We start from the raw sequence: 25,108 nt of genomic DNA on the forward strand, positions 1-25,108 counted from the left end.
TCAATTACCTCCTATTTTATCAGGTTCTGCAATAGAGATCGCCATCGGAATTCCCGCTTTCCCTCGGTCTTGAAGAGCTTTGGAAGCTTCATCGTCTCCGGTCAATGCTCGATATTCATCTGCGGTCAATCCTACTCTTTCTCCGTAGACTTCGAAATATGCTTTTTTGGCAAGGTCAAATACCTCCAAAAAGACCTCATAACTTGTTCCTCTGTTAGTCTTGATAGACACAACAGCCTCACCAGGGTTATCTGAAGATTCAGGTCTTCTCAAAGCCTGGGCTTGCAATGAAGCAGGCAAAGAGTTGAACAAAGCAACGGCATCCTCATCCGGAGCACCAAAATTCAAAACAAACTCTTTTATGTCCTTATCCAATCCTTCTGCCGTTCTTCTGTATTCACCTTCTACCAGCAAATCGTCATTGGCATTAACAAGGATGTTAAAGATGTTTCTCTCGTTTTTCTGAATATCTGGCGGCGGAACATTAGGATCCAGCTTCGGAGGAAGGATATTCAAGATACCCTTGTCTGAAGCGATGGTAGTGGTCACGAGAAAGAAGATCAACAACAGGAAGGCGATGTCCGCCATAGATCCTGAGTTTACCTCCTGACTCATTCTTCCTTTCTTCCTAGCCATAATTACTTTATTGCTTTATTAAATTCAGTAATTACAATACCTACTACCGTCACGATAGTGAGGATGTAAGTGGTAATCAAAAAGCCACCTACCATTTGGGACATCCCAGGAGTAAGGTTAAATGGCTCTCCTTCAAACTTTGGCAGTACTTCATTAGTGGAAATAGAATAACTGATGAAGAACAAAACCAAGATCACTACGATTCCAAGACCTGTTTTAAGCAGAGCCTTAGGATTGTCTAGTGACTTTATCAATGGAAGGGCTATAGAAACCAAGGCTCCTAATCCTACCAAAGCGTAGCTCACATAGAGCATAATATCATAAGTATCCATACTATTTTCTTTAGTTAATTAAGAATCGGATTAAGACAAACGGGGAAGCGATAATTACTTACCAGTCAATTTGTGCTTCACCAACACGTCTACCAAAGAGATAGAAGCGTCTTCCATGTCATTAACCAAAGAGTCAATTTTAGCGACTAGGTAGTTGTAGAACAACTGAAGAATGATCGCAACGATCAAACCTGCTACCGTGGTCAAAAGGGCGATTTTGATACCACCTGCTACGATGGATGGAGAGATATCACCTGCTGCTTCGATAGTATCGAAGGCGAAGATCATACCGATTACCGTACCCATGAAGCCCAACATTGGAGCCAAGGAGATGAAAAGAGAAATCCAAACAAGACCTTTTTCCAATCGGCCCATTTCTACGGAACCATAAGCAATGATAGATTTTTCAACCATCTCGATACCTTCAGAGTATCTCATCAAGCCTTGAGTAAAGATGGAGGCTACTGGACCTTTGGTGTTTCTGGTCACGTCTTTTGCAGCTTCGATACCTCCTGAAGAAAGTGCATCTTCCACTTTAGAGATCAATTTCTTGGTGTTGGTAGTGGAAAGGTTCAATGTAATGATTCTTTCCAAAGCAATTGCGAGACCCAAGATCAAACAGATCAATACCGGGGTCATGTAAACTGGATCACCTTCGATAAACTTCTCTTTGATGATCTGGTGGAAGCTTTGCTCCTCAGCGACGATCTCATCGTCTACCATGGTTGGAGATGCAGCAGGGGTTTCTACTGCTGGGGCAGCTTCTGCGGCAGCTGAATCAGCTGAAGCTTCTTGTGCGTTAGCGAAAACAGGAACAAATAGAATCCCTGCAAGCATGAACAAAGCGATTAACTTTCTCATAATGTGATTTTTAAATAGACTTTTGATAAAGGTTAAATGGTTTCCAGATTAAAATCGAGTTTTAAAGTTATCATTTTTTAATTTCAAAAAACAAGGGACGCTTTTAACTTTTTTGAAAGAATCCGCTGTTTAAACCGAAATCGAGGCAATTTTTACATGAATGGGTGAAGATTTGGCCAATTCACCTTCACGCAATTATCACAAAGTAAACAGGACCAAAAGATTACTTTGCAGGATGATAATTTCATCACTTTCTTCCTCAAATTAAGTTATTTTCTTCGCTTTGGATCTTTTTTGACTTATTCAAATTCCCACTACACCCCCAACAAAAGTTTTAATCAACTGATATACATGTACTAATCGGCCAATTACCGCTTAAATAAAACCCAAGAAAATAAGGATTGGCTGTCCGAATAGGCAGAATCCCATTTCAATCCCGAGCCTTCTGCCAAATCCATCAACCTTTCTTGATCATACTTTTGTGAGATCTCAGTCTTGATTACTTCATGGAGTCCAAATTCAATTTTTTTTGTCCCGATTGTTACCGTCTGTTTTTTCAAACTGACCAAAAAACTTTCGGCTGCACCCGTCATGGGATGATAAGTGGCATAATGTTCAAAGGCTGATAGGTCAAAATCCGCAGACAGTTCTCTGTTGATCCTTTTGAGCAAATTGAGGTTAAACCTAGCGGTAATTCCTTTCGCATCGCTGTAGGCATCCAATATCATCTTTGGGTGCTTTTTCAGATCTGCTCCCAGCAAGAAATAATCCCCCGCCTTCATTTCTTTTTTGATCATCTCCAAAAACTCGGAAGCCTTGGAATCAGGAAAATTTCCAATGTTGCTCCCTGCGAACAAAATCACCCGTGGAATATTTCTTTCTCTGATTTGTGGAAGCGTCTGGAAATAATCCCCCATGAGTGGCTTGACCTTGATGGAAGGCACTTGCTTATTGACAAGGTTTTCATTTTCCCTTAGGATGCCCTCATCTATATCCAAAGGAAAATAAGCCAACTGGGGAACTTTTGAGCTTAATACTTCAAGAAAATGGACCGTTTTCCGACCATCTCCAGCCCCAAGTTCGATCACATCCAGTTCCTTTTTCCAGATTTTCTCAGCAATGTATCCAGACTGATTCTGGATGATCTCCATTTCTGCCTTGGGTAAGTAATATTCCGGCATATCCATTATTTCCTGAAATATCCTTGAACCCTCCGAGTCGTAGAAATATTTGGAAGAAAGACTTTTGTTTTTTTTGCCTAAGCCCTCCAAAACCTCCTTTTCAAAATCATTCATAATCATTTATTTGGCTAAGCGAATTCCTGAAAAAATCCACCGGGAGGAAGGATGGAAAAAATTGCGATAGGTAGGACGGGAATGCTCTTCAGGGGTCGCAACCGAAGCTCCTCTTAATACCTGCTGACTGACCATAAACTTCCCATTGTATTCTCCCAAGGCACCTTCAGCCTTTTTAAAGCCCGGATAAGGCAAATAGGAACTCCCAGTCCATTCCCAAAGCTGCCCCCATTTGAACTGCTTTGAGGCTACCTCCCATTCAAATTCCGTAGGAAGACGGCATCCTTTCCATGATGCATAAGCTTGAGCCTCATAGTAGCTAATATGCTGTACAGGGAGATCCCAGTCTACCTTCTCAAAACCCCGGAGGGTGTAATTCCACCATTCTCCCTCGACCTCATGCCAGTATAAAGGCGCACGGATTTGTTCCTTTTGGATAAAACTCCAACCCTCATCTAGCCAAGGATCAAAATTAAGGTACCCGCCGGCCTGAATAAACTCCAAATACTCCCCGTTGCTCACCAAGCTTTCGGAAATTTCAAATTCCTCCAAGAATACCCGATGTCTGCCCAACTCATTATCGTAACAAAACCCTTCTCCTTCAAATCCAATTTCAAAGACTCCCGAACTGACTTTACTAAATTGACCTTCGGAAACCGGTTTGGTTCTAAAGCCCTCTCCATAAACTGGAAAAGTAGGTTGATTTCCCAGAATATACTTCATGTCGTAGACCAAAAGCTCCTGATGTTGCTCTTCGTGGTAGATTCCTAAAACCACTCTTTCTTCCGCCTCCTGTTCAAAATCTCCTTTTTCCAACCACAGGGACAGGCGCTCTGTGACATGGGACCTATAGGCCATCACCTCTCTCACAGGCGGTCTACTCATCAATCCCCGATTGGGACGAAGAACCCGCTTACCGGCATGATTGTAATAGCTATTGAACAAATAGGCAAAATCTTCTGAAAACACCCGATAGCCCGGGTCAAATGGCAACAGAACAAACTGTTCGAAAAACCAAGTCGTATGTCCCAAGTGCCACTTCGGAGGAGATACGTCTGCGATTGGTTGTGGTACGTAATCCTCCACTTCCAAGGGGGCACATATTTCCTCGGTCTTTTTTCTGGTAGAAATAAATTTGGCCAAAAGGGCTTCAATCGAGTTCATCTTAGGGTAGAGTTGATTTGATAACGAATAAACTGTCCTATCAGCAAGATAAAAATCAGGCTGAAAGGCAGGGCAAAAAGGATCAATAAATTACTGACTGACTCAAGCAGGCCTTCCTTTCCCACCCAAATCAAGATGGCGGTGAAAATGAAAATGCTTACTCCCCAGAATACCCGAATTCGCGAATTGGGCTCTGCTTTTCCCTGGTCGGAAAATATACTTAGGACGAAAATGGCGGAGTCAATAGATGTAATCAGAAAGGTTGAAACCAAGACAGTCACCACCAGATTGCTGATAGGCGAAAAGGAGAAATGCGAGAAGAAAATCAGAATTGAACTGTAAATGGAGGAAAAAGCCTCAGGGGAAACTTGACCTGCCTCGATTAGACCAAAAGACCGGGTACCAAAAACCGAAAACCAAAGAAAAGTGCCCAAGGCCGGAATTAGGAGGGCTCCCGACACCAATTCCCGGATAGTTCTTCCCTTGGAGATTCTCGCAATAAAAACCCCGGTAAACGGGGCCCAAGAAAGCCAAAAAGCCCAATAGAAATAGGTCCAGTCTTTCAGAAACTGATCCCCGACCTGCGCTTTGCCAAGATTGAGACTCAGGGAAACAAAGTCTCCCAGATAAGTGAATAGCCCCAATCCCAGACTTTCGATTATCTCCCAAAAGCTTCCCAAGGTCCAGGCAAAAACCATCAATAGGGATGCCCCGGCCATATTCAGGTTGGAAATCAAACGAATCCCCTTCCTTACCCCCAGAAAAGCCGAAAGAGTCGCCAAAAAACAAATGAAAAATAAGGGAATAATGACTTGGGTAGGCACAAAATCCCAGCCTGTCCAATACCGAATGGCCTCCATCAACTGCCTACTGCCCAGTCCTACTCCTGCGACCACTCCAAATAGCGTGCAGAGCAGAATAAACAAATCAATCATTCCTGCCCAAAGCCGATGGCGCCCCCTGCCAAGCAAAGATTCGGAACTTAGGGAAGAGCCCTTTTTGATATAAAGATTAAAGGAAACCACCAAAGCCATCAATCCATAAAAGGCCCAAGGGGTAAGTCCCCAATGAAAAAAGGTATACTCCAACGCGAATGTTTTTGCATCTACATCTGCAGCCCTAGGCGGATTCTGAAAAAAATAAACCGGCTCCTGAACAGCCCTTAAAATCAAGCCTCCTCCCATTCCGGTACTGTACAACATCGCCAACCATGACCACCAGCTAAACTCTGGTGGTCCTGAGCCTAATTTGATTTTTCCGGTGGGCAAAACCGCGAGCATGATCAGGACCACTACCGAGGCAAAACCCAGAAACAAATAATACCCACCAAAATATCCCAAAATCGTCAGGGTAAACTTGGCAAGCAACTCGGCTAAGCCCTCACCAAAAAAAAGAGCCAAAATCAAAAACAAGGCTAAAACACCAAAGGTCAGCCTAAGCAAAAAAGGAGAGGAAGCAATCGCTTTCAGCATCTAACACGCTTAATTTGAATCAGTGATGAACTTCCACTCCTTTCCAAAATGCCAAATACCCTTTGATTGGGAAGGCTGCAGGTTTCGGTTCGGGATAATACCACGCCGCATCGGGATTAGTCTTCCCGTCTACCTTGATTGAATAATAGGAGGCGGTTCCCTTCCATGGACAAACGGTGTGCGTATCGGAGGCCTTCAGGTATTCTTTGTTGACTGAATTCGGAGGAAAATAATGATTTCCTTCAATGACTAGAGTTTGATCACTTTCTGCGATCACCTTTCCATTCCAGCTGGCTTTCATTTTATTGATTTATGTGGTGAGAATTGTGGATTAATGAACATCAGTTAAGGTGAAAACACCTCTTTTTTTTTCAATTTCTCAGGATTCAGCGTCTTTAATTTTGGTCTCTACCTCTATCGGTTCGTGGAGGGTTTTATGAACCGGGCATTTATCAGCTATCTCCAATGCCTTTTCCTTCATTTCTTGGGTCAGCTCCTTGGCACGGATTTCAATCCAGCGGGTAAACTTTGAAATCTTCCCCCCCTTGTTTTTTCCAACACCGGCACTATCCTCTTGATGAACTTTTTCATGATTCAAATAGACGACCACCTCTTCCCAATTCCAACCTTTCCTCTCTGAGTACATTTTCAAAGTCATCGCTGTGCAAGTCCCCAAGGAAGCCATCAGTAGATCATAGGGTGTGGGACCGAGATTTTTCCCACCTACAGATTCCGGTTCGTCGGCAATCAGGTGATGAAATGGCGTCAACACCTCCGTAGTGTAATTATCTCCTGCCAAACGTACCTTGACCTGATGCCCTTTGACGTCATTCTCTGACCGAAAGGTGGGAAGATACTTCTTGGACCAGGCACTGATCACTTCAGCTGCATAGCTGCTTTCTTCAGGATCGGAAAGTAAGTGATCTGCTCCATTAAGGGAAACAAAGCTTTTCGGGTGATGGGCTGCCTGATAGAGCTCTGCCGCATTGGAAATCTCTACAATCAAATCCTGAGGAGAGTGAAGAATCAGCAATGCCTTTCTCATTGCATGAAGCACTTCCTGCAGATTTTGAGACTCCAAATCCTTCACAAACTCCTGGCTTAGCTCAAAAGGCCGTCCTCCAATATTTACTTTGGCCTTTCCTTTTTCTTCAATTTCATCCAGCTCATCCGAAAACAAATGTTTGACATGCTCGGGACTCGAAGGCGCACCGATGGTCACCAATGCCTCAATTGTATCCAGTTGTGCCGCCGCAAATACCACCGCAGCTCCTCCCAAGGAATGCCCGATCATTAATTTGGGGGCTTCGTAATGCTCCTCAAGAAATCGGGAGGCGTAAACCAAATCCGAAACATTGGAAGAAAAACCCGAAGCGGAAAAATCCCCTTCAGAATTGCCAAGACCCGTGAAATCAAAACTCAAAACGGCTATACCCAGCTGACTGAGTGTATCGGATATCGTGCTTACGGCTTTGAGGTTTTTGGAGCAGGTGAAGCAATGCGCAAACAGGGCAAAATACCTAGGATTTTCATCCAAAGGCAGGTACATCTTAGCTGCAAGTTGCTGGCCCTTGGCATTGGGAAAAGTAAGTTTTTTGGTTTTCATGAGAAGAATAAAAAGTAAGATATTCAAAGTAAGGATAAATCTTTTTAGAAACCACCCCGAAAAGGACTTTTGGTCAGGGGCAAGACACCCATGGATGAAATTAGAATGAGAAGTCTGGTTAACCTATTTTTTTTCCTTTCCCTTTGCTCAATAAAAAAAGCCAACTCTATCGCTAAAGTTGGCTTGATTGCAGAGAGGAAGGGATTCGAACCCTCGATACCCTTTAGGGGTATACACACTTTCCAGGCGTGCTCCTTCAACCACTCGGACACCTCTCTGTGTTTGATTTTCCGATCATTTGTCAAATCGGAGTGCAAAGGAATGAATATTTGCTTGCCTTTGCAAACTCCCGCCAAAAAAATAATCCCTACCTCAGGCTAAATTTCATTTCCTTTAGATCAGGCATCAGCGAGTTAAATTCGATTCAGAATTGAATCCGTGTTTCTGAAACCCCCACCCCTTCAAAGAGAATTTCCATGGATGATCCGGATAAATCCACCTCAGTCCCTTTGAGATCAAATCGAAAAATAAACCAACCATCAAACTGATTGAATTTTTCTTTTCCTGAAACAAAAGATCCCAAATCCTCTCCAGAAAGGGATTTAAAAGTAATTTTTCCCTGAGCAAAATTCCCTGCTAGAGTCCTTACATTCCTGATGGTCAACAAGAGTTGATCTGTACTTCGGTTGTGTAGAGACAAGTAGGGCATTCCAATCCCCCGCTTTTCGGTTCCAAAATCTCTCATGAGCAAAGACCACCCTTTTTCAGCTTGAATATCCGGATTCACAACATTCAACGGACTGCCTTGGGTAAACCAAGGCAAAGTGATGGTATCTTCTACGATTCCACCATTATCATCCAAGTAGGTCACAATAGTTTCTCCCTGTTCCCAATCCCAATCCAGGCTAGAGCCTGAATCAGAAAGCTCATTATTGAAAATATGCCTCAGTCCTAAAGTAAATACGGTGTCCTGAATAACGATTTCCTCATCCTCCTCCAATTCCAAAACTGGATCGTCATTTTTGATAATTTCACAGGAAAATAAACCTAAGGAAAAAAGAAGGAAAAAGAGAGTGGTATTTAAGTGGGATTTCATGGCAGAATGGGTTGAAAAAAACTCAACTATTGATAAATTAAGTAAGGGTAAACAAATAAAGTGATTAACGAAAAGAAACTGAATTAATTAAATATGAACAATTGACCTATCCATGAAGTCATGAAAATAGAAGTAGGTTAGCCTTAGCTAATCCCAAACTATTTTAGATAGAAAGAAAAATCCAATTGAATTTACCCGGAAATCTCTCCCGCCAAGGATTGCGTCAGTTGAGTTCGTATTTCTTCCGTAGTCAAATTCTGCCCCAAAAGAAACATCAACTTGGTCACAGCTGCCTCTGTGGTCATATCCGCCCCGCTGACTACCCCCACTGCCAGCAATTCCTTGCTCGTTTCATAGCGGCCTTGAATTACACGACCTCCATTGCATTGAGAGACATTGAGGATAATCAACCCTTTTTTGATCGCTTTTTCCAAAGACTTCATAAACCAAGCCTCTGAGGGGCTGTTGCCGGAACCATAGGTTTCCAAAACCACTCCTTTTAATCCGGGAACGGAAAAACTGTGATCGAGAATTTTCTCCGTAATTCCCGGAAAGAGCTTGAGCACCATCACATTGTTATCCAACTGATTCATATTGACCAGCTTTTTGGCAGATTTATAGGGTCGGATTGCATTGGTATTGTAGTCAATCACGATCCCGGCCTCAGCGAGCGGAGGATAATTTTCGGACTCGAAGGCATCGAAGTGAATACTCTGTACCTTTTTGGAGCGATTTCCTCTCAGAAGCATGTGATTGAAAAAAATACAAACTTCCGGGACAATCGGCAGACCGTTGACTTTGGCACTGGCGATTTCCAAAGAAGTCACCAAATTCTCCCGGGCATCCGAACGCATGGCAGAAATCGGAAGCTGAGCTCCGGTAAAAATCACCGGTTTATTCAGCCCTTTCAGCATATAGCTCAGCATTGAGGCAGAATAGGCCATGGTATCTGTGCCATGCACCACGACAAACCCATCGTAGCTGTCGTAGTTTTCATAGATAATATAGGCCATGTCCTTCCAGTGCCGGGTGGTGACATTGGATGAATCGATTGGTTCGGGAAAGGAAATGACCGTAATGGCAATGTTCATATTGGACAGAATCGGAATCTTTTCCAGAATCAATCCAAAATTGAAAGGAACTAAGGCCCCAGACTCGTCATAAGCCATGCCCAAGGTGCCTCCTGTATAGATAATCAATACCGAAGCGGTATTTCGGCCATTGCCAGTGGTTTTCAGTCGTACAATTTTATAATTCATCTTTCGAATTCCTTGAATAGGGCAAGGGCATTTTCCTTGGTATCCAAGGCGATTTGCTCTGCCGATACATGAAGTAGACCCCCCACCCGTTGTGCGATGTGGGGAAGATAAGCAGGGGTATTTCTTTTTCCTCGGTGGGGTACTGGAGCCAAATAGGGCGCATCCGTCTCCAAAACCAAGTTTTGTATTCCGATAAATGGAATTACCTGATCCAGTCCTCCATTTTTATAAGTGGACACCCCGCCTATTCCCAAAAGGAAGCCAAGTGAAATGATGCGTTTTGCTTGATCCAAGGTCCCGGTGAAGCAATGGAAAATTCCTTTTAGTTGCCCGTTTTGATGCTCTTCGATGATCTCTATCGTCTGGTCGATGGATTCTCTGCAGTGAAGTACCACGGGGAGGTCTTTTTCCAGAGCCCAAAAAAGCTGAATCTTCAGCGCTTCTTTTTGAATCTCAAAGGTGCTTTTGTCCCAATACAAATCAGTCCCGACCTCTCCCACTGCTGCAAAGGACCGTCTGTTCAGCCAATCTTCCATGATATAAAGCTGCTTTTGAAAATCCTCCTTCACATCGCATGGATGAAGACCCATCATGGGAATGCACAGATCACCGTATCGGGATTCACATTCGAGCATCCGGTCGATGGTCTCCACATCTACATTGGGCATATAGATGCGCTCAATTCCGGCACCACGGATCTCCTCGATCACCTGGTCTCGGTCTGAATCAAATTTGCTTGAATAAATATGGGCGTGGGTGTCGATCAGATTCATCAGTAGGGTCTTGACTTCCAAATCGTGGGAGAGGGCCAAAAGTAATAAAGAATCGTCAGGCTGTAGGCAGCCAAAAGGTAAAAATCAAAGAAGATTAAGTCTCTCCACAAGAGTCTCTGCCCGGTTCTCATTGACATATTTCTAAAGAACAACCCTTGCAGAACCAATTTCACCCCCCAACAAACCAAGGCTAAAACCCAACTGGAGAAAAACATCATCCCAAGTCCCAGGAAAAATAAGACCTGCATTCCAAGCAATATTTTCCAACCCAGATTCAAAGTCATCGCCCCGGCCATCCATCGTTTTCTTTGTTTTAAAAGTGCCTTCCAGTTGTTTTCTGCCTGGGTAAGTACCAGGTTTTCTGGGCTGACTACCTGCTCCATTCGAAAACCTTTCTTTTGGATGGCTTTGGAAATTTCCAAGTCCTCCGTCAATGAAAAAGGAATTCCCGAAAACCCGCCACAGGCTTGGTAGGCTTCCTTTCGGATGGCCATGTTATTGCCCAACCCCGTAGTAGCAAAGTCCAAATCATTGACCACTTTGACAATTCCAAGTGTATTCCACCAGTCGATTTCCTGCATTTTTCCCAGCCAAGTTTCACTCTGTACTCGGGTAATTCCTATCACCAAACCTGTTCTCTCCGAAAAACCAGCCAAGGTCTTTTTTATCCAGAAAGGAGGAACCTTACAGTCTCCATCTGTGAAAAAATAAAACTCTCCCACAGCAAATCGCTCTAATTGAGCCAATGCATTTGCTTTTCCGTTTCTCTGAGTCAAAGATTTTTCATCCCTTAGGGCAGAAATCCAAATTACATTCGGACGATTTTGAGCCCATTGGCTAAGGATTTCCCCAGTACGATCCGTACTTTGATCATCCGCCAACAAGATCTGAAGCTTTTCCTTGGGATAGTCCAATCGATCCAAGCTTTGAAGCAAGCGGGGTAGATTTTCCTCCTCATTTCTTAATGCTATCCAAACTGAGACCTGCGGTAAGGGTTCCGTGGCGGTTCCCCAGGATTTCCAGTTGGTTCGGGCCAAAATCAGCAGGATAAAATACTGGATCGGTACCCAAGCCACAAACAGCCAACTGATCAATTCAATCAAAGCAATTGGGTTTTGAATCCTTCACTGAGCAAAAAATCAAGGTAATGCGGAAGCACCTTAGGCAATAATTCAGCAGTTTTTTCCTGATCATGAAAGACGACCACACTCCCGTTTTGGGTAATCTTACAGCTCTGCTCAATCACCCTCTCCGGTGAAATTCCCTTTCGGTAATCCCCGCTCAAGACACTCCACATGATGACCTGATGAGTCTTACGGATAGCCGAGGCCTGGGTGGAGGTAATCAATCCATAAGGAGGTCTGAAAAAACGTGTTTTTTGACCCAAAATATCCTCAACGGTCTTTTCTGCTTTTTCAAAATTGGAAAGGTAGCTCTCCGTATCTGTTTTCCAGCCATTCAGGTGATTATGGGTATGATTTCCGACCTGATGCCCGGCTTGAATCACTTCTCTGGCAAGTGAAGGGTTCTTGCAGACATTGTCTCCCACCGTAAAAAAAGTGGCTTTTTGTCCTCTTTTATCCAATTCGTTGAGTACAAAATCTGTAATCCCGGGAACAGGACCGTCATCAAAAGTGAGAAAAACCGATTGGGTGTCGGGATCCCCTTCCCAAACTCTATTGGGGAAAAGTCGCTGAATCAGTCTGGGAACACCGTGAAAAACCATATGCTAGGAGAACCTCAAACTCATAAATGTCAAATCATCCCGAAGGGGTATGGGTCCTTTGAAAGCTTCAATTTCCTTGAAAAACTCCAAATGAAACTGGTCCGGATCCATACACATATGAGAGAAAACAAAGTTTTGGAGTCGTTCTTCCCCAAACTCCTCATCGCTCGGATTCAATGTCTCGGTGAGTCCATCCGTGTAAAGATGGATGGTAAAGGAATCCAAACCCTGCCTCTCCCCCATCTCCAAAAAGGGAAGATGCTCAAAGGCTCCCAAAATGGTCGTGCCTGCCTCAAGGAGCTCTGTTTTCCCGGCTTTTTCCCAACAGAGAATGGGAGGATTATGCCCGGCATTGACATAGCGAAGCCTTTTCTTCACAAAATCATATTCACCAAGAAAAAAGGTGATGAATCGTTCTCCTTTGGTATTTTCAAAAAGGGTGTAGTTCAACTGATGCAAAATCACCTCAAGACTGGCATCACTTCGAAGTAAAGTACGGAGTGCAGCCTGAAAGTTGGACATCAAAAGCGCAGCGGCAATCCCTTTGCCAGACACATCTGCAACGCAGAAGTAGACCTTTTCTTTGGATTTTCGGATCAAATCGTAATAGTCCCCTCCCACCATACTGTGCGGAAAATAGGTCACTTTTACCTTCAATTCTCGGGTATTGGGCAGATCAGAAGGGAAAAGCATCTGCTGGACCTGAGAGGCAATGGCCACCTCCCTGTTTAGGATTTCCTGCTGGATTTGTCTGCGGGCAAATCGCTTATTCTCCAAGGCCACAACCAAAATATTGGCTATGGCCTGGGTGAAGTCCAGGTCGAGTTCCACCTGGTCTGACTTTCTTCTCAGAAAGAGAAGAGCAAGAAGTTTCTCTTTATGATACACCGGGAGATAAGTTTCCAGCTCCGAAAAAGAAAAATCCCCCGGAAGATCAAGCCTGAGTTCTCCGCTTTCCTTGTGATCGATCACCTGACCGGAAAGTAAAACAGAAGGAATTTTGCCTTTGACACCATGTGCGATTTTCTTTTCAAACTCGCCTTCCTTGGCCACATAGAGAATCATCGCCTTGATCTCCAAATGAACCAAGCAGGTAAACTTGAAAATATTCAGCAACACGCTCTCCGGCTGATTTTCATTGATCGCTTGGGTAATTTCCAAGAGCGCCTTGAGCTCAAGTTCCTTCCGCTGGTATTTGTTATAAGCTTGCCCTTCCAAAATCAAAGTGCGTTATGAGCCATCAAGCCCTTTTTGGTAGCCAGAAAATATAGATTTTTCCCTTCCAGATTGATATTGACCTGATCAAAGCGTTCGTCATCCGGCGCAACCAAGCATTTGATCATTCCATGGGAATACAAGGAGTCAAGGGTATCGAGAAGTAGCGAATCCTCCCATCCCAGGCTTTCTTTCAGGTAGGAAAAATGCTGAACAAAGTACAACTCGTCCAAAAGATCAAATTCAGCGTCTGTCATCGTCGGTGGTTTGAGTCCAAAAATAAGCAAAATCAATTGGACCTGCCTTTCCATTCAAATTTTCCCCAGATCGAGCCGATACTTACCCCAATCACATAAAATGGGTGAAAGAGCGAAGTCAAGGCCCAATATCTACCGGGGGTTCTCCCTAGGGAACGAAGTACCTTTTCCAATGCCCATCTTTCGATTGCCAGCTTTCCCGCCCAGACTCCCAAAAAAGCCCAAATCCCCCATAGTCCATCTATCGGGAGAATAAAACTAAACAGCCAAACCCATTGGGATATAGCTGCCAAAACTGCAGAGAAAAAGTGAGCTGCCGATCCATGCTCTTTCCACTTACTCGCCCAGCGGATTCGTTGGTTAAAAAGAGCATACCAGGAAGGCTGAGGGAGGGTGCGAACTAAGACCTGCTTAAACGGAAGATAAATACAGGCGCGGGCTCCAAACTCCCGACTCATTTTCTTCAGCAAAAACTCATCATCCCCTGACAGCAAGTGATCGTTTCCCATGTATCCCCCTACCCGGAGAAAAGCTGATTTCCTGAAGGCAAGATTGGCCCCGCTGCACATAAGAGGTTTTCTGGATTGAAAGGAAAATTGAGTAACCAGAAGAATACTTGCCCACTCGATCTGCTGAAATACTTCCTGAAATATTCTAGGGTCTGCTTTTGTCAGCACCGGTCCGGCTACTAGCTGTACTTGGGGATTTTGGAAAGGCGCTGCCATTTCTTTAACCCAGCCTTCGGCAAAAGAACAATCCGCGTCCGAGGTAAGGATGATTTCTCCTCTGACTTGCTGAATCCCCCAATTCAAAGCTGCTTTTTTACCAGTTCCTGGACTTTGAAGAATCCGTATTTTGGAGTTGACATGGGCTAATTCTGAAAAAATGGCAAAAGAATCGTCCTCGCTTTGGTCATCGACGAGGAGAATTTCGGTGACTTCGGGAGAAATCTTCCCCAACTCTTTTGCCAAGGGCTCAGCGAGTTTTGATTCGTTTCGGAAAGGAATAATCAAACTGATATTTGGAAAAGCAAAGGCTTCTCCTGATGGCTTTTTGTCTTTTGAAGGCCACTTTCTGACCAGAAGAACAAGCAAAAGGATATAGCTGAAAATCCAAATCAGATAAAAATAGACCATCATTTACACTAACTTGCAGGGGTGAGTAAAGAAGTAGAAAAACCGCTGAAAGAAAAAATCATTTTGGGAATTGACCCGGGCACCACGGTGATGGGCTATGGGCTGATTCTCACGGAAGGCAAGAAATACAAAATCCTTCAATACGGGGTCATCCACCTGAAGAAGTACGAAACCCACGAGCTCAAGCTGAAAAAGATTTTTGAGCGGATCACAGGAATCATTGAAGAATTCGCTCCGGATTCTGTGGCTTTGGAAGCTCCTTTTTACGGAGCCAATGTGCAATCCATGCTCAAGCTCGGCCGCGCGCAGGGAGTGGCCATGGCTGCTGCTCTTTCCAAAGAAATCCCCATTACTGAATACTCTCCCAAAAAAGTCAAACAGTCTGTCACCGGAAACGGAAATGCATCCAAGGAACAAGTGGCTGCAATGCTTCAGACTTTACTGGGCATCACCGAACTGCCCAAATTACTGGATGCCACAGATGCTCTTGCTGTGGCCTTATGTCACCATTTCCACGAAGGAAGGGTGCAATCAAGAGGTCGGACTGCCGGGTGGAAGGCATTTTTGGAAGAAAATCCCAATCGGATAAAAAAATAAATCCCGACCAATCCTGGCCGGGATATTTTATGATTCTGGATTTTGATCAAAAGGAATACCCCAAGGACACTTTAAAAACTTGATTTTTAACAGCCGTATTGAAATAATTCAAGGATCGAAGCCCAAAATCATAACTGGCTTGAACATTGAAATTCAAAGGCAGCACCACTTGAGCTCCAGCCACCCCGGACAAATCATAGGCGGTCAAGACCTCCAAACTGGTAGAGGTGACATCACCCAACTGATAATTTCGGGATGCTAGAAAGGATATCTGAGGACCTAAAAACACGTTGACCGCGGGAATAAGGCTCATTCTGAACAATACAGGGATCTCCACATAGTTCAGCTGCTCATCAATCGACCTTCCTTGATCATCGGTACCGGTATATCCCTTTTGCGAAAAAAACAAGCCCGGTTCCACTTTCAGAAAGTTTTCCCCAAACCTATAGTAAATACCGGCATGAAATCCGGATCGTGGTTCGAAGTTAGTATCGGAGAAATTGGATGAGGAAAACCCAGCTCTAATCCCAAACTGTGCTTGAGCAGAACCAACTAAACCCACTACAAACATTATCAGCAAAACCTTTTTCATAAACTTATAATTTTTTAAATTCCTCAAAACTAACGCTTGAAATTCGAAATCTGATTTCAAATTGGGATTTTTAGTAAATGGAAAACATTCTTAGGATACTGGACAATTTTCTTGAAGTGGACGAAGGAGCAAAAAATGCATTTGCAGACAAGCTCCATCTGATTAACGTCGAGAGAGGGGAAATAGTGGAAGCAGCTGATTCAGTGTGTAGTTATCTCTATTTTGTCATTGAAGGCTCACTTCGGAGCTATTACCTGAAAGACAACAAGGATGTTACTGTGTCCTTTACCCTGGAAGGTGAATTTACCACTTCCATCTATTCCTTCATTTCCCGCAATCCCTCGTATGAAAATATCGAGTCTATGGAAACCTCCCGCTTGGCTCGAATTCACCATGATGACCTGCTGAGACTTTTTGATTCATACCATAGCCTCGAACGGGTCTATCGAAAACTTCTTGAGCAATATTATATCTCACTCGAAGAGCAGTTGGTCTTTGCCAAATTTAAATCGGCAAGGGAAAGGTATCTTGAATTGATGGAGAATCGGCCCAAAATCATCCAAAAAGCATCTGTCGGACAGATCGCCTCTTACTTGGACATGAGCATTGAGACCCTATCACGAATTCGTGCCAAAATCTGATTTTTTGATTTTTCTCAAACAAGAAAACCTATGGATCCAAGTACTTTTGAAGTCTTTATCCCCACGCATAAATGAAAACTCTAAAAGCACTAACCCTCTTTCTTCTTTCGGGGCTCATTCTCATGGGCTGCGACTCCTCCACATATGAGCAGACCTTTGACACCTCAAAAATCCGAAGGGCAAGCTTGGAAGAAACCGAGGCCATCATTGAAGCCTTTATCATGGCTGAAGATTCTTCCACTATAATCATCCCTGAGGGGTTTTACACGCTCAATACCCAGTTGATTCTGGACAATAAAACCGCGGTGAAGATCAAAGGTGAAGGTATGGACAAGACCGTTCTTTCTTTCCGCAACCTCCAAACAGGCGGAGAAGGAGTGAAAATCGTAGGAAATCAAATCTCCATAGAAGATCTGACCATCGAAGATGCTCCTGGAGATGGGATCAAATCCCAGCATACTGACGGAATCACTTTAAGAAGAATAAATGTCACCTGGACGAATGGTGACAAATCAAAAAACGGAACCTATGCCATCTACCCGGTTCAGTGTAAAAATGTGATGATTGACGGGTGCATCGCTTCCCACTCTAAGGACGCAGGAATTTACGTCGGCCAATCTGAGAATATAGTTGTCAAGAATTCACTGGCCTTCGGAAATGTAGCCGGAATAGAAATCGAAAACTCAGACAATGCTGAGGTATTTGGAAACACCGCAAGGAATAACTCCGGAGGAATTTTGGTCTTTAACCTTCCCGGACTACCCAAATCCGATGGTAAAGGCACAAAAATCTACGATAACGACATCATCGACAACAATCATAAGAATTTTGCAACGCCGATTGGCGACGGTCCAAACGGAAATACGGTAACGATGATCCCTCCGGGCAGCGGAATCGTACTTTTGGCAGCCAAAGAAGTCGAAATCTACAACAACCGAATCCATCACAACAAAACCTCAGGTGTCTCTATTGCCAGCTATCAGGTTACCGGATTCCCGGCAGAAGCTCCCAATTGGTCTCCCTACACCACGGATATCTATGTACATGACAACGAGTACAAGAGAAAAAGACTTTCCACTCCTGACCTGACCCGAGAGCTCGGTCAAATGGTCAGCATCTACAATGCACATGGCAAGGGAAAAACTCAGGATATCATTTATGACGGAATTTGGGATGAAAACATCAGTCCTAACATCGAGAGTAATCCGATGAGAATCTGCATTCAGGAGAAAAACTGGGAGAATCTACACTTTACCCGATTTTACCTTAAGGAAGGAGACGATAATATCACTTCTTTCAAGGACCATGAACTCTTTCAGAATTGTCAGGTAAAGGTAAATACTGACATTTCCGGACTCGCAGGACTATAATGAGACGATCAATCAGGAAGATGATAAGGAAAAGCAGTAGAAATAATTGGGTATTGGGACTGATTTTGGGATTAGTCATTTCCTGTCAGGGCAAAAATGAAAACAGCATTACGGAGACCTCCCAAGCTAAATCTGGAGAAAGAGCTTTGGCCCCTGAAGAAGCCGATGGAAACTACCCCTATCGAAGACTATCTACCTATGGATTTTTTGAAGGAGAAATGAATAAGCTTGAACCGGCTTCCACCCTCACCCTGTATCGACCGGCTTCATCCTTATTTACCGATTATGCTTGGAAAAGCCGCTTTGTTTATTTCCCTGACGGAAGCCAAGCCAAAATCGTCGGAGATGAAATGGATTTGCCTTTAGGCTCGATTTTGATTAAAAATTTTTACTACCCCAATGATTTTAGAAAACCGGAAGAAGGAAAGCGAATTATCGAAACCCGTCTGATGATCCATGAAGAAGGAGGCTGGCAAGCTTATCCTTACCTATGGAATGAAGAGCAAACCGATGCCGTACTTAAAGTGGTTGGCGCTCAATTAGAGGTAAAGTTTACCGATTCATCCGGCAAAGATCAGATCATTAACTACTTGGTGCCAAACAAAAATCAATGCAAGAGCTGCCACAACAAGGATGAAAAATTGGCTCCCATAGGCATACAGCCCAAGCATTTGAACCATGAGCTGGACTACGGGGGATTCAAATCCAACCAATTGGCATATTGGGCACAACAGGGACATTTAAGTGGATTTGAAGGAGTCGATGCCTATCCGAAGGTCATCGATTATGAAGATCAAACCCAAGCATTGGATGACAGGGCCATGGCATACTTGGACATCAACTGCTCCCATTGTCATAGAGCGGAAGGCCCGGCTAGCACTTCAGGATTATTCCTTACCTACGATCAGAAAGACCCTTTGAAACTGGGGGTAAATAAAACTCCGGTAGCAGCAGGAAAAGGAGCAGGAAGTTTTACCTATGATATTCACCCCGGCAAGGCCGATCAATCCATTTTAACCTACCGGATGAATTCCACAGAGGTCGGTGTAGCTATGCCTGAAATCGGACGAACTACCGTTCATGAAGAAGGAGTAGAGCTCATCCGTCAGTGGATCAATAGCATGCCTGAGAGCAAATAATCAGATGACTGCCTTTTCGATATACCGGGAATTCATCAATCCAAGCACGCCTAGGTATTTCAGTTTAAACTTGATCGAATCCCCGACTTTCAGCCGTTGGGGATTTTTGTTTAGGTTTAAAATCATCATATCAGAACTGGCCCCCAACACTTCGATTTCCTTATCCTCGGGCTCAAGATATTTCGGATCAATGTCCAAAATCCCCAAGTCCAAAATCGCCCTGAAGGAGGATTTGCCCAGATTTTCCTCTTCGATCTCCGCCACCTGACCTTGAGGATTGGCCGCTAGATTCCCGATCGGCACCAAAGGCTTCTCCTGAAGTTCAATGATTTGAGCATGGAGCTCAAAGACATCCCCATGCATGCCGTCGATCACTTTTTCCTCTACCAAATCCACTCCGAAATAGAGGGTTTCCCCGACACGAAAATGATTGACCCCTGCCGGCAGCTGATGAGAAAGCATCAAGGGTATGGTGACAGAAGTACCAGCGGAAACCCAAGGGATGGATTTCCCGAATTTCAGTTCAATGATTTGTTTGTAGAGTGAAAGCTGAATCAGCTTGTCGGTACTCGGCATGACCCCATTGAGACAGTTCAAGTTGGTACCCAGACCGATTACTTCGATATTGGGAAGTTCAAATACGCGGGCATAAAAATCCACCAAGTCCTGCCCCATTACACCTTCCCTGAGATCACCTGTCTCTACCATGATGATAACTTTGTGAAGCTTTTGCTGTTTCACAGCTTCCTTGCTGATGAGTCGGATTGTCTCCAGTTCACTGTTTAGACTAACGTCTGCGAACTCCACCATCTGAGCTACATTTTTCTTGGCTACGGGCTTGATATACACGGTTTGGACATCTCTTTTCAGCCGTTTGACCATAGCCAAGTTAGAAATCCGGGAATCGTGAATTTCTTCAATTCCCAAATCTATAAGCTCCTGAAGAAATCGCTTATGTCCGCAAAGCAACTTGGAAACCACCCCCCAACTGACCTGCTTCTGCTCGAAGAGGTCTTTGAGAAAACGGTAATTTTCCTGAAGCTTCTCTCTATTTAAGGTAAGGACTGCCATTTTTTATTTCTTGGTTAGCCTCATTTCAAGGTATTTGTTGGTAAATCCCAAGCGCTCGTACAGTTTTTTGGCAGGATTATCCGCCTCCACGTGGAGAGCAATAGCTCCATTAGCCATGGTAATTGCCAAATCCATAAGTTTCCCTCCGATTCCTTTTCCTCTTTGGGAAGCATCCACTGCAATGTAGACCAGAATATTTTCAGGAATATATCCTGACATTCCGGTTTTATTCATCACCAAAGCCCCTACGATTTCTCCCTTTTCCCTTGCAAGAATAACAAAACCGCCTGCATGTAGTCCCGGATCCAAAGCGTAATCCAGACACTTCATGATGTCATCCTTTGGATCTCCGTATTTTCCCAAATGGTGAAAAAGGAAGTCTGCAATCTCATTTTTCTCAAGAAAGGTCGCGTTGTTTATCGCGGATAGGGTTTCTAATTTGATCATATTTTTATTGTTCTATTTTCTTATTTCTAAAATAATAAACCAAGCTATAACTTATTGCTGAACAGGCTATTCCGAATAGATTGGCATCGAGACTAAAAGGCAAATTTACACCTGCCAAGGTCAGGCCCGCTGTGACACTTCCCCCAATAATCATCGAGAAAATAGCCGCTGTTGGATTTCTTTTATTCAAAAATAACCCAGCCACCACAGGAACCAGGAGTCCTGAAACCATAAATGCATAGGAATACAGCATCAAGCTCAATACTTCGGTCATCTGCCAGGCAATCAAGACCGCAATAATTCCAATGGCTAAGGTAAGCAGCTGACTGATTCGAACTTCTTGGTGCATGGGTTTGTCTTTTAGCTGATTGGAAAGAAGGTCTGTGGTCAGATTTCCTGAGGCAGCCATCAAACAGGAATCTGCCGTGGACAGCACTGCCGAAAAATAAGCCGACATCATCAGGCCAAGGATTCCCACAGGGAGAATTTGACTTAACATCACAGGAAGGCCCATCTCGGGATCCATCGTCGCCGTAAAGCCCTCAAGTGCTCCCTGCTCGACCGCCACTCTGGATAAGAGTCCTAGGCTCACCCCCAAAAAGGCCATAATCGGCCATTCGAATATACCGGCTATAAACCAGGCTCTTTTGGCAGATTTCTCATCCCGAGCTGCAAAAATCCGCTGATACAGCGTCATTCCCACAAACCAAATCGGGATGATCGTCACTCCCCAATTGACCAAATCTTGCCATGTCAAGTTGCTAAGAGAGAAAAACTCTTCCGGCAAGGTCCGGGTAATTCCATCCCATCCTCCGACGAAGGAATAGGCTACAGGAATTCCGATCAACATAAGACCTAACATCAAAATAATCCATTGTACCGTGTCAGTATAAATCACGGCCTTCAATCCACCCATCACGGTATATACCACCGCAATCACACCCATAATTAAAAGTGCAGTGTGCAGATCTAGAGATTCAAAGGTACCGGAGGCCAACTTGGCACCGGCTAGAAGCTGAGAGGAGGTAAATCCCAAATACCCAATGAAGCAAATAAGTGCGGCGATTTTGGCTGCTTTTTGATCAAAAAGATAACCGATGATCTGAGGAAAAGTGAAAAATCGGGCGAAAGAAGGATTGGCCTTTACTTTTGGAATCAACAGCACAGCAGCCAGCCAAGCACCGATCAATCCCGTAAACAACATCCATGATCCGGAGATGCCCATGGCAAAACCCAGTCCGCCCAAACCAATCGAAAATCCTCCGCCTACGTCAGTGGCTACAACCGAAAGCCCGATATGCAGACTTCCAATAGATCGCCCTCCTACATAATAATCCTCCTGGCTGGAATTCTTTTTCATGAAATATACTCCCACGCCCAACATGGCCAGCATGTAGGCTAAAAAGATCCCCAGATCCAGTAAATGCATTATTATCTAACTTGTGTAACAAAAGAAATTTAAAATATAATTTTTTAAAGTTAATTAAAAAGAGTCAAAAGGCCAATTTTATTTGGTTTTTTGACCTAATTCGATTTATTTAATCAAATTTACCCTTGGAATAATACCATTTTTAGACTTAAATTGAAGCTGAGATTGTGATCATATTCAGGTAGTATTTTACCCCAATCATCTAGTAGTAAGGGCAAAAAAAAACCGGAGAGGTCTCCGGTTTTCTTTGAATTATTCTCTAAAGTCCAATTATAAGGATTCACTGCTGACTACTGCACTGAAATATTCTCTGTTCATTCGGGCGATGTTGGTAATGGAAATTCCCTTTGGACATTCAGCCTCGCAGGCACCCGTATTGGTACAAGCACCGAATCCTTCGGCATCCATCTGCGCAACCATCTTTTCTGCTCTCGTCTTTCTTTCTACCTGTCCCTGAGGCAAAAGTGCCAATTGGGAGATCTTAGCAGAGGTGAAGAGCATGGCAGAAGCGTTTTTACAAGCTGCTACACAGGCACCGCATCCGATACACTGTGCCGCATCCATCGCCAAATCTGCTACGGTCTTTGGAACTGGGATTTCATTGGCATCAGGAACCCCGCCTGTATTTACAGACACATATCCTCCCGCTTGGATGATTCGGTCAAAGGCAGAGCGATCTACCACCAAATCTTTGACTACAGGGAAGGCTTTGGCCCTCCAAGGCTCAATGGTGATGGTCTCTCCATCATTGAAGGAGCGCATATGCAGCTGGCAAGTGGTGGTCTGCAAGGGACCATGCGGCTTACCATTGATGTATAAGGAGCACATACCACAGATACCTTCCCGGCAATCATGATCAAAGTGAACCGGGTCTTCCCCCTTTTCGGTCAATTGATCATTCAGCACATCCAACATCTCCAAGAAAGACATGTCTTTTGAAATCCCATCCACAGGATAGGTCGCAAAACCTCCCTTGTCTGAGTTATTCTTCTGTCTCCAAATTTTTAATGTCAATTTCATATTTCTAGCTATGAATTATTGTCAAATGATTATTTATAACTACGCTGGGTCAACTTCACATTTTCAAACTCAAGCGGCTCCTTGTAAAGCTCTTCCTGAGTACCCTCTCCGACGTATTTCCAAGCGGCTACATATGCAAAGTTTTCGTCATCACGAAGGGCTTCACCTTCTGGAGTCTGAAATTCTTCACGGAAGTGGCCACCGCATGATTCTTCTCTATTCAATGCATCATCCACCATCAATTCACCCAATTCAAGGAAATCAGCAACACGGTGGGCTTTTTCAAGAGATTGATTCAATTCTTCATTGGTCCCCAATACTTTCACATCCTTCCAAAAATCAGCCTTCAATGCCTGAATCTCAGCTTTTGCTTTTTTCAAGCCTTCTGCTGTTCGAGCCATGCCACATTCGTTCCACATGATTTTGCCTAGTTTTTTGTGGAAGTAATCCACTGTCTTAGACCCATTGATGGATAGAATAGTCTTTATTCTATTTTGAACCTCTTCTTTAGCTTTGGCAAATTCAGGGTGATTTTCATCCACTTTCTTTGGCGGCACTTGAGCGAGATAGTCCCCTACAGTGTAAGGAATCACAAAGTATCCATCTGCCAATCCCTGCATGAGAGCTGAAGCTCCCAATCGGTTGGCTCCGTGGTCAGAGAAGTTAGCTTCTCCCAATGCATACAGCCCCGGAACGGTCGTCATCAAATTGTAATCTACCCAAAGACCACCCATGGTGTAGTGGACCGCTGGATAAATCATCATTGGCACCTGATAGGGATCCTCTCCTGTGATTTGCTTATACATATCGAAGAGGTTGCCGTATTTCTGCTCAATGATATTTCTTCCGTCCCGCTTGATCGCGTCACGGAAATCCAAGAACACCGCTTCACCGGTTTCATTGACTCCACGTCCTTCGTCACAGACATATTTCGCATTTCTGGAAGCAACATCTCGAGGAACAAGGTTACCGAAGGAAGGATATTTTCTTTCCAAGAAGTAATCTCTGTCTTCCTCCTTGATATCGTTGGCCTTGATTTGGCCTTTTCTGAGTTTTTCAGCCGTTTCTTTAGTTGCCGGCACCCATACTCGTCCGTCATTTCTGAGAGATTCGGACATCAGCGTCAATTTGGACTGATGATCACCTGAAACAGGAATACAAGTTGGGTGAATCTGGGTAAAGCAAGGGTTGGCAAAGTAAGCACCGCGCTTGTGAGCTCTCCAAGCCGCTGTCACATTGGAACCCATTGCATTGGTTGATAAGAAGAAGACGTTTCCGTATCCACCGGTGCAAAGCAAAACTGCATGAGCTGCATGCGTTTCCACCGCACCTGTGATTAGGTTTCGGGTCACTATCCCTCTTGCATGGCCATCAATGACGACCACGTCCATCATTTCTGTTCTTGGGTAAAGCTTTACTTTTCCATTCGCTACCTGACGGCTGAGCGCAGAATAGGCACCCAATAACAATTGCTGTCCAGTTTGGCCCCGTGCATAAAATGTTCGGGATACCTGAGCACCACCGAATGAGCGGTTGGCCAATAGCCCTCCATATTCTCTGGCAAAAGGCACTCCTTGGGCCACGCATTGATCAATGATTTTTACAGACACTTCGGCAAGTCGGTAGACATTGGCTTCTCTTGCCCGGTAGTCACCGCCTTTGATCGTGTCATAGAATAGTCTAAATACAGAGTCACCGTCATTCTGGTAGTTCTTGGCAGCATTGATCCCTCCCTGAGCAGCAATAGAATGCGCTCTTCTAGGGCTGTCCTGGAAACAAAAGGCCTTGACATTGTATCCCAACTCCGCTAACGAGGCTGCAGCAGAGGCGCCTGCCAAGCCTGTACCCACTACGATGACATCGTATTTTCTTTTGTTTGCCGGATTGACCAGCTTGCTGTTAAACTTGTGCTTTGTCCATTTTTCGGCCAATGGACCAGCAGGTATTTTGGAATCTAGTATCATACGGGACTAT

General features: G+C 44.2%; 26 protein-coding genes and 1 tRNA gene. 4 read left to right on the forward strand and 23 right to left on the reverse strand.

The features are described from left to right. The 17 genes from AAA942_RS08870 to AAA942_RS08950 form a co-directional block, all read right to left on the reverse strand. The gene (locus tag AAA942_RS08870) at window positions 1-636 is read right to left on the reverse strand and encodes an ExbD/TolR family protein (RefSeq protein ID WP_338219884.1); all 636 of its coding nucleotides are present in this window, start codon (window positions 634-636) and stop codon (window positions 1-3) included. A 2-nt stretch (window positions 637-638) separates the two neighbouring features. Beyond that, on the reverse strand, window positions 639-968 hold the full coding sequence (locus tag AAA942_RS08875; protein WP_338219885.1) for a hypothetical protein: 330 nt from the start codon (window positions 966-968) through the stop codon (window positions 639-641). A 54-nt stretch (window positions 969-1,022) separates the two neighbouring features. After that, window positions 1,023-1,829 carry a MotA/TolQ/ExbB proton channel family protein gene (locus tag AAA942_RS08880; RefSeq protein ID WP_338219886.1) on the reverse strand — a complete coding sequence of 269 codons (807 nt, stop codon included), beginning with the start codon at window positions 1,827-1,829 and terminating at the stop codon, window positions 1,023-1,025. Between the two features lie 368 nt (window positions 1,830-2,197). Then, window positions 2,198-3,124, reverse strand: coding sequence for an L-histidine N(alpha)-methyltransferase (gene egtD, locus AAA942_RS08885; RefSeq protein ID WP_338219887.1), 927 nt, complete (start codon window positions 3,122-3,124; stop codon window positions 2,198-2,200). A gap of 6 nt (window positions 3,125-3,130) precedes the next feature. After that, window positions 3,131-4,288 carry an ergothioneine biosynthesis protein EgtB gene (gene egtB / locus AAA942_RS08890; RefSeq protein WP_338219888.1) on the reverse strand — a complete coding sequence of 386 codons (1,158 nt, stop codon included), beginning with the start codon at window positions 4,286-4,288 and terminating at the stop codon, window positions 3,131-3,133. Next, window positions 4,285-5,760, reverse strand: a complete 1,476-nt coding sequence (locus AAA942_RS08895) for a BCCT family transporter (protein ID WP_338219889.1) — start codon at window positions 5,758-5,760, stop codon at window positions 4,285-4,287. Before AAA942_RS08895 ends, egtB begins: the two co-directional genes overlap by 4 nt. A gap of 19 nt (window positions 5,761-5,779) precedes the next feature. Continuing rightward, on the reverse strand, window positions 5,780-6,061 hold the full coding sequence (locus AAA942_RS08900; RefSeq protein WP_338219890.1) for a DUF427 domain-containing protein: 282 nt from the start codon (window positions 6,059-6,061) through the stop codon (window positions 5,780-5,782). A 78-nt stretch (window positions 6,062-6,139) separates the two neighbouring features. Continuing rightward, window positions 6,140-7,366 (reverse strand): bifunctional alpha/beta hydrolase/OsmC family protein, encoded by a 1,227-nt coding sequence (locus AAA942_RS08905; protein ID WP_338219891.1) that lies wholly within the window; start codon window positions 7,364-7,366, stop codon window positions 6,140-6,142. A 190-nt stretch (window positions 7,367-7,556) separates the two neighbouring features. Beyond that, window positions 7,557-7,644 (reverse strand) — tRNA-Ser (locus AAA942_RS08910). 146 nt (window positions 7,645-7,790) lie between these two features. Further along, the gene (locus AAA942_RS08915) at window positions 7,791-8,462 is read right to left on the reverse strand and encodes a hypothetical protein (protein WP_338219892.1); all 672 of its coding nucleotides are present in this window, start codon (window positions 8,460-8,462) and stop codon (window positions 7,791-7,793) included. 191 nt (window positions 8,463-8,653) lie between these two features. Then, on the reverse strand, window positions 8,654-9,721 hold the full coding sequence (locus AAA942_RS08920; RefSeq protein ID WP_338219893.1) for an asparaginase: 1,068 nt from the start codon (window positions 9,719-9,721) through the stop codon (window positions 8,654-8,656). Next, window positions 9,718-10,494, reverse strand: coding sequence for a TatD family hydrolase (locus tag AAA942_RS08925; protein ID WP_338219894.1), 777 nt, complete (start codon window positions 10,492-10,494; stop codon window positions 9,718-9,720). Before AAA942_RS08925 ends, AAA942_RS08920 begins: the two co-directional genes overlap by 4 nt. Next, a complete protein-coding gene (locus AAA942_RS08930; RefSeq protein ID WP_338219895.1) occupies window positions 10,494-11,597 on the reverse strand; it encodes a glycosyltransferase in 1,104 nt (367 codons plus the stop codon). Before AAA942_RS08930 ends, AAA942_RS08925 begins: the two co-directional genes overlap by 1 nt. Further along, window positions 11,594-12,220 (reverse strand): polysaccharide deacetylase family protein, encoded by a 627-nt coding sequence (locus AAA942_RS08935; protein WP_338219896.1) that lies wholly within the window; start codon window positions 12,218-12,220, stop codon window positions 11,594-11,596. Before AAA942_RS08935 ends, AAA942_RS08930 begins: the two co-directional genes overlap by 4 nt. 3 nt (window positions 12,221-12,223) lie before the next feature. Continuing rightward, the gene (locus AAA942_RS08940; RefSeq protein WP_338219897.1) at window positions 12,224-13,438 is read right to left on the reverse strand and encodes a PP2C family protein-serine/threonine phosphatase; all 1,215 of its coding nucleotides are present in this window, start codon (window positions 13,436-13,438) and stop codon (window positions 12,224-12,226) included. A gap of 2 nt (window positions 13,439-13,440) precedes the next feature. Then, entirely contained in the window at window positions 13,441-13,692 is a 252-nt protein-coding gene (locus tag AAA942_RS08945) for a hypothetical protein (RefSeq protein WP_338219898.1), read from the reverse strand. A 32-nt stretch (window positions 13,693-13,724) separates the two neighbouring features. After that, window positions 13,725-14,831: a glycosyltransferase gene (locus AAA942_RS08950; protein ID WP_338219899.1), complete on the reverse strand. Its 1,107-nt coding sequence runs from the start codon at window positions 14,829-14,831 to the stop codon at window positions 13,725-13,727. A gap of 18 nt (window positions 14,832-14,849) precedes the next feature. On the opposite strand from AAA942_RS08950, the gene ruvC reads away from it, so the two are divergent. Beyond that, window positions 14,850-15,425 carry a crossover junction endodeoxyribonuclease RuvC gene (ruvC, locus tag AAA942_RS08955; protein ID WP_338219900.1) on the forward strand — a complete coding sequence of 192 codons (576 nt, stop codon included), beginning with the start codon at window positions 14,850-14,852 and terminating at the stop codon, window positions 15,423-15,425. Window positions 15,426-15,471: 46 nt separating this feature from the next. Here the strand turns inward: ruvC and AAA942_RS08960 are convergent, their stop codons facing one another. Next, window positions 15,472-16,017: a porin family protein gene (locus AAA942_RS08960; RefSeq protein WP_338219901.1), complete on the reverse strand. Its 546-nt coding sequence runs from the start codon at window positions 16,015-16,017 to the stop codon at window positions 15,472-15,474. Window positions 16,018-16,094: 77 nt separating this feature from the next. Here AAA942_RS08960 and AAA942_RS08965 point away from each other — a divergent pair, with 77 nt between their 5' ends. From AAA942_RS08965 to AAA942_RS08975, 3 genes are all read left to right on the forward strand, one after another. Next, window positions 16,095-16,658, forward strand: a complete 564-nt coding sequence (locus AAA942_RS08965; protein WP_338219902.1) for a Crp/Fnr family transcriptional regulator — start codon at window positions 16,095-16,097, stop codon at window positions 16,656-16,658. Between the two features lie 71 nt (window positions 16,659-16,729). Continuing rightward, a complete protein-coding gene (locus tag AAA942_RS08970) occupies window positions 16,730-18,028 on the forward strand; it encodes a parallel beta-helix domain-containing protein (RefSeq protein WP_338219903.1) in 1,299 nt (432 codons plus the stop codon). Between the two features lie 20 nt (window positions 18,029-18,048). Next, window positions 18,049-19,167, forward strand: coding sequence for an SO2930 family diheme c-type cytochrome (locus AAA942_RS08975; RefSeq protein ID WP_338219904.1), 1,119 nt, complete (start codon window positions 18,049-18,051; stop codon window positions 19,165-19,167). On the opposite strand, the gene AAA942_RS08980 is transcribed toward AAA942_RS08975, so the two are convergent. The 5 genes from AAA942_RS08980 to AAA942_RS09000 all read right to left on the reverse strand — a co-directional run bounded on the left by AAA942_RS08980 (window position 19,168) and on the right by AAA942_RS09000 (window position 25,098). Further along, a complete protein-coding gene (locus AAA942_RS08980) occupies window positions 19,168-20,238 on the reverse strand; it encodes an alanine/ornithine racemase family PLP-dependent enzyme (protein WP_338219905.1) in 1,071 nt (356 codons plus the stop codon). A 3-nt stretch (window positions 20,239-20,241) separates the two neighbouring features. Beyond that, the gene (locus AAA942_RS08985; protein WP_338219906.1) at window positions 20,242-20,685 is read right to left on the reverse strand and encodes a GNAT family N-acetyltransferase; all 444 of its coding nucleotides are present in this window, start codon (window positions 20,683-20,685) and stop codon (window positions 20,242-20,244) included. A gap of 4 nt (window positions 20,686-20,689) precedes the next feature. Next, complete coding sequence (locus tag AAA942_RS08990) at window positions 20,690-22,114, reverse strand: sodium:solute symporter family protein (RefSeq protein WP_338219907.1); 1,425 nt, start codon at window positions 22,112-22,114, stop codon at window positions 20,690-20,692. 270 nt (window positions 22,115-22,384) lie between these two features. Beyond that, window positions 22,385-23,134: a succinate dehydrogenase/fumarate reductase iron-sulfur subunit gene (locus AAA942_RS08995; RefSeq protein ID WP_338219908.1), complete on the reverse strand. Its 750-nt coding sequence runs from the start codon at window positions 23,132-23,134 to the stop codon at window positions 22,385-22,387. A 29-nt stretch (window positions 23,135-23,163) separates the two neighbouring features. Next, window positions 23,164-25,098, reverse strand: coding sequence for a fumarate reductase/succinate dehydrogenase flavoprotein subunit (locus tag AAA942_RS09000; protein ID WP_338219909.1), 1,935 nt, complete (start codon window positions 25,096-25,098; stop codon window positions 23,164-23,166). Window positions 25,099-25,108 lie beyond the last annotated feature (10 nt).

This window comes from Algoriphagus sp. oki45 (assembly GCF_036245605.1).
Classification (GTDB): Bacteria; Bacteroidota; Bacteroidia; order Cytophagales; family Cyclobacteriaceae; genus Algoriphagus.